This window comes from Streptomyces sp. NPDC002690 (assembly GCF_053592415.1).
Genome location: NZ_JBSFVR010000082.1, coordinates 1 through 4336, shown reverse-complemented (window position 1 = coordinate 4336; position 4336 = coordinate 1). Strand labels below are relative to the sequence as shown.

The following is a 4336-nucleotide window of genomic DNA, read 5'->3' as shown; positions in this document are numbered from 1 at the left end:
ACGGCGACGCATGTGTCGGCGACGAGTTTCGTGTCGGTCTACCCGGACGGGACGACCCGCACGAGTGCGTCGAACCTGAACGTGGTGGCGGGCCAGACTGTCCCGAACCTGGTGATCGTGCCGGTGGTGAACGGCAAGGTGAGTTTCTACAACAACGCGGGCAGCGTCGACCTGATCGCGGACATCACCGGCTACTTCCGCAAGTGATCTGAGCCGGAAACCCGGACGGCGGGAGGGGTGGGCGGCGGCGAGCGGTCTTCGCCGTCACCCACCCCTCCCGCCGTGCGTCGTGCGTCGTGTGTCGTGCGGGCGGGGCGAGCCGCGCGCCCGCCGCCCGTACGCTGACGCCATGAGTGACATGTACGTCGTCGACTTCTGCCTGGACCTCAACGCTTCGGTGCCCATCCCGGTACTGACCGACCTCCAGTGGCAGCTCGGGGTACGGGCGGACGGAGCCGAGTACGGCGAATCCGGGGTCCCGGGCGCGCACCCGCTGCTGGCGGAGCGTGGACCGGCGCGACGCGTCGGGGGCCTGCTGGTGGGGGAGTTGGTACGGACGCCCGCCGGGTGGTCGCTCACCGCCCGCCAGGAAGTGCACGCCGAGTCGCTGCCCGATCTCGACTCCCTCGCCGAACGGCTCGCCCGCCACTCGCGCACCGAGGGGACCATCGGCACCCTCCGCTTCTACGAGGACGACGTCCCGGTCCTGCTGGTCAACCGGTCCGGCCTCCTGGTGAAGGTGCCCCTCGCCGTCGCGGAGCCCGCGCCGGTGGGAGAGCCGGCGTAGGGCGGCGGAGACGAGGCCGGCGTACTCGTCCAGCACGGCTCACGTCAGTCGCAGGGCGAACCACAGCTCCGTCCGTACGTCCATGTCGTCCAGGTCCGTGTCCAGCAGCTCCGCGCAGCGGCCGACGCGCTGGCGGACGGTGTTGCGGTGGATCTTGAGGGCCACCGCCGTGCGGTCCCAGCTGCCGTGCAGCGACAGCCAGCAACGCAGTGTCTCCCGCAGGGTCTCGGAGAGCGGGGCGAGCAGGGTGCGGGCGTGGGCCTCGGCCGCCTCGCCGCCCAACAGGCCGGTCAGGCCCCGGTCCGCGCGGTGCAGCAGCAGCGGGGTGCGGGTCGCCTCCGCGCGGGCCAGCGCCCGGGACGCCCGGGTGTCCGCCGCCGCGAGCTCGTCCAGAGGCACGGGGTCGGAGGCGCCGAGCACCCAGCCGGGCTGCGGGGTGAGCCGGGCGGTGTCGGTGAGCAGGACGCGTACCGCCTCCTCGGGGCGGCGGCCCGTGTCGACCAGGGCCGAACCGAGGGAGGCGCCCAGGGTGCCCGCGGTGAGCGGGGCGGTGCTGCCGCCGCTCGTACGGCGGGCATGCACCACGGTCCACGGGCCGTCCGAACCGAGCAGCGGCCCCACGTCCCCGGGGGCCGCGCCGAGCAGCACGCGTACCAGCGCCGCCGAACGGTCCGCCGAGCCCGCGCCCTGGTGCGGGGCGGCCAGCAGGGAGAGCAGCACGACGGCCATGCCCGCCACCGTGTGGTCGCCGGGCTCGCGGGGGCCGGTGGCGAGGGCGAGCACCAGACCGTGCCCGCCGCCCAGCGCGTACGCCGACAGATGGGTGCCGTCCACCGTCTCGGTGGCGGACGCGGGGGCGGCCCGGCGTTCCTGCGGGGCGACCACCCGGGCCAGCCGGGAGAGCGCGGTGCGCACCGCCGGGGCGGTACGGGCGCCCGCCGTGTGGATCTCGCCGCCCTCCGGGTTCAGCAGCACCGCGCGCCCGCCCAGTTGGGCCGCCAACTGGTGGAGCACCGCGGGCACCGGGTCGGGGCGGGCCGCCGCCGACGCGAGGGCCTGCTGCGCGCGGGCCGTCCGGCGCAGCTCCTGATGGCGGGCGTCCGCCATCAGCTGCCACACCGCCCGTGCGACCGAGGTGAACGTCGTCTCCGGCGGCACCTCCAGCAGCGGCAGCCCGTACCGCTCGCACGCCTCCGCCAGCCCGGCCGGTACCGACTCGTGCACCGGCCGCAGGCCGAAGCCCAGTGCCGCCGCGCCCGCCTCCACCACCCGTGAGACGTACCGCTCCGGGTCGGTCAGCAGCACGCCCGCGCTGAGCAGCAGCTCGCCGCCCAGGAGATAGGGGTACGGGTCGGCCATCTCCGAGGTGTGCACCCAGAGCAGTTCGGCCCGCTCGGGCCCGGCGATCCGGCGCAGCCCCAGCTCCTCGCGGGCCAGCAGCGCACCGAGAGGGACGGGCGGGGTGGGCGGCCCGGCGGGGCCCGCGGTGGAGCCGGCCGGTCCCACCGCGGTGGAGGGCCCGGCGGGCTCAGGGACCGGGAGGGGACCCGTGGGGGAGTCCGGCATGGATGGTTTCTCCATCGTGTACGTCAAGGATGGAGGAAACGTACACTTCAGCGCCGCCTGACGGCCACCTACCGTCATCAGGGCGCACGAGACGCACGCGACGCACAGGCCCCCACCGGGCGGACCGACGTCGTCGTCCCGGAGATCCGGCTTTCCGGGAGGCGCCCCGCCCCGGCCGTCCGGTCGTGGCGTGTCGCGGTACGGACCCGGCGTGCGCACCCGACCGACTGAGATGGAGGGACGCCCATGGCCGTCGACTACGCGGTGATCGTGGTCTATCTGGCCGGCATGCTCGCCATGGGCTGGTGGGGCATGCGCCGCGCCAAGTCCAAAGCTGAGTTTCTGGTGGCCGGACGCAGGCTCGGACCCTCGATGTACTCCGGCACGATGGCCGCCATCGTCCTCGGCGGCGCTTCCACCATCGGCGGTGTCGGCCTGGGGTACCAGTACGGCCTCTCCGGCGCGTGGATGGTCGTCACCATCGGCCTGGGCCTGCTGGCCCTCTCCGTCTTCTTCTCCGCGCGGATCGCCCGGCTGAAGGTCTACACCGTCTCCGAGATGCTCGACCTCCGCTACGGCGGCCGGGCCGGGCTCATCTCCGGCGTGGTCATGTGGGCGTACACCCTCATGCTCGCCGTCACCTCGACCATCGCCTACGCCACGATCTTCGACGTCATCTTCGACCTCGACCGGACCATCGCCATCATCCTCGGCGGTGCGATCGTCGTCGCGTACTCGACGCTCGGCGGCATGTGGTCGATCACGATCACGGACATGGTGCAGTTCGTCGTCAAGACGATCGGCGTGCTCCTCCTGCTGCTGCCCATCGCGGTCGTCAAGGCCGGCGGCTTCAGCGAGATGAAGGCCAAGCTGCCCACCGAGTATTTCGACCCGCTCGGCATCGGCGGCGAAACGATCTTCACCTATGTGCTGATCTACACCTTCGGCATGCTGATCGGCCAGGACATCTGGCAGCGCGTGTTCACCGCGCGCAGCGACCGCACGGCCCGCTGGGGCGGCACCGTCGCCGGCACCTACTGCCTCGTCTACGCCCTCGCCGGAGCGGTCATCGGCACCGCCGCGAAGGTGATGTACCCGAAGCTGCCGAGCGCCGACTCCGCGTTCGCCACCATCGTCAAGGACGAACTGCCGGTCGGTGTGCGCGGGCTGGTGCTGGCCGCCGCCCTGGCCGCCGTGATGTCGACCTCCTCCGGCGCGCTGATCGCCTGCGCCACCGTCGCCAACAACGACATCTGGTCCCGGCTGCGCGGCGCGATCGGCCGGGGGACGGGAGCCCCGGACGGTGCTGCGTCAGCAGGCGCCGGTGGGACCGACGGCGGGCACGACGGCGGGCACGACGGCGGGCACGACGAGGTACGGGGCAACCGCGTGTTCATCCTCATCATGGGCGTCGCGGTCATCCTCATCGCCATCGCCCTCAACGACGTCGTCGAAGCGCTCACCGTCGCGTACAACCTTCTCGTCGCCGGCCTCCTCGTGCCGATCCTCGGCGGACTGCTCTGGCGCCGGGGCACCGCGGCCGGCGCACTGGCCGCGGTCGGCGTCGGCGGGGTCGCGGTCGTCGTCCTGATGGGGGCGTACGGCATCCTTGCCAATGAACCCGTCTACTACGGACTGCTCCTCTCGCTCGCCGTGTACGTCGTCGTCTCGCTGGCCACCAAGCCCACCGACCCCGCCGTGCTCAGCGCCTGGCGCGAACGCCTGGCCGGACGCGAAGGGCGCGACGGAGGCGACGGGGACGCCCCCGCGACCGGCGCCTCCCCGCAGGAGCCGGCCACCGTCTAGGTGGTGTCCGGCCACCCGCGCCGGTCACCCCGGCCCGTGCCCCCGCCGCCGACCGCCCCCTCGGTCGTGCCGTCCGGGGGCCAGGCCCTCGGAGTCATCGGCTCGATCGCTCCCTGGAACTACCCGCTCCAGATGGCCGCGTGGAAAATCCTGCCGGCGATCGCGGCGGGCAACACC

At 73.2% G+C, this 4336-nt stretch carries 4 protein-coding genes and 1 pseudogene; 4 read left to right on the top strand and 1 reads right to left on the bottom strand.

Annotation, left to right across the window (positions count from 1 at the left end):
- Together ACWD3D_RS13480 and ACWD3D_RS13475 are read left to right on the top strand one after the other, a co-directional pair.
- The coding region (locus ACWD3D_RS13480) for a hypothetical protein (RefSeq protein WP_451461034.1) at positions 1 to 207 on the top strand (207 nt) is incomplete at its 5' end.
- Between the two features lie 142 nt (positions 208 to 349).
- Positions 350 to 787 (top strand): hypothetical protein, encoded by a 438-nt coding sequence (locus tag ACWD3D_RS13475; protein ID WP_451461033.1) that lies wholly within the window; start codon positions 350 to 352, stop codon positions 785 to 787.
- A gap of 39 nt (positions 788 to 826) precedes the next feature.
- On the opposite strand, the gene ACWD3D_RS13470 is transcribed toward ACWD3D_RS13475, so the two are convergent.
- Positions 827 to 2353 (bottom strand): PucR family transcriptional regulator ligand-binding domain-containing protein, encoded by a 1527-nt coding sequence (locus tag ACWD3D_RS13470; protein WP_451461032.1) that lies wholly within the window; start codon positions 2351 to 2353, stop codon positions 827 to 829.
- A 246-nt stretch (positions 2354 to 2599) separates the two neighbouring features.
- On the opposite strand from ACWD3D_RS13470, the gene ACWD3D_RS13465 reads away from it, so the two are divergent.
- Together ACWD3D_RS13465 and ACWD3D_RS13460 are read left to right on the top strand one after the other, a co-directional pair.
- Positions 2600 to 4159: a sodium:solute symporter gene (locus ACWD3D_RS13465; protein ID WP_451461031.1), complete on the top strand. Its 1560-nt coding sequence runs from the start codon at positions 2600 to 2602 to the stop codon at positions 4157 to 4159.
- 81 nt (positions 4160 to 4240) lie between these two features.
- Positions 4241 to 4336 (top strand): annotated as a pseudogene (locus ACWD3D_RS13460) (aldehyde dehydrogenase family protein); the annotation flags it as partial.

Bases quoted from the DNA above. Each gene is read 5' to 3' on its own strand.
- ACWD3D_RS13470 (WP_451461032.1), bottom strand. From the start codon at position 2,353: ATGCCGGACTCCCCCACGGGTCCCCTCCCGGTCCCTGAGCCCGCCGGG.
- ACWD3D_RS13465 (WP_451461031.1), top strand. From the start codon at position 2,600: ATGGCCGTCGACTACGCGGTGATCGTGGTCTATCTGGCCGGCATGCTC.
- ACWD3D_RS13475 (WP_451461033.1), top strand. From the start codon at position 350: ATGAGTGACATGTACGTCGTCGACTTCTGCCTGGACCTCAACGCTTCG.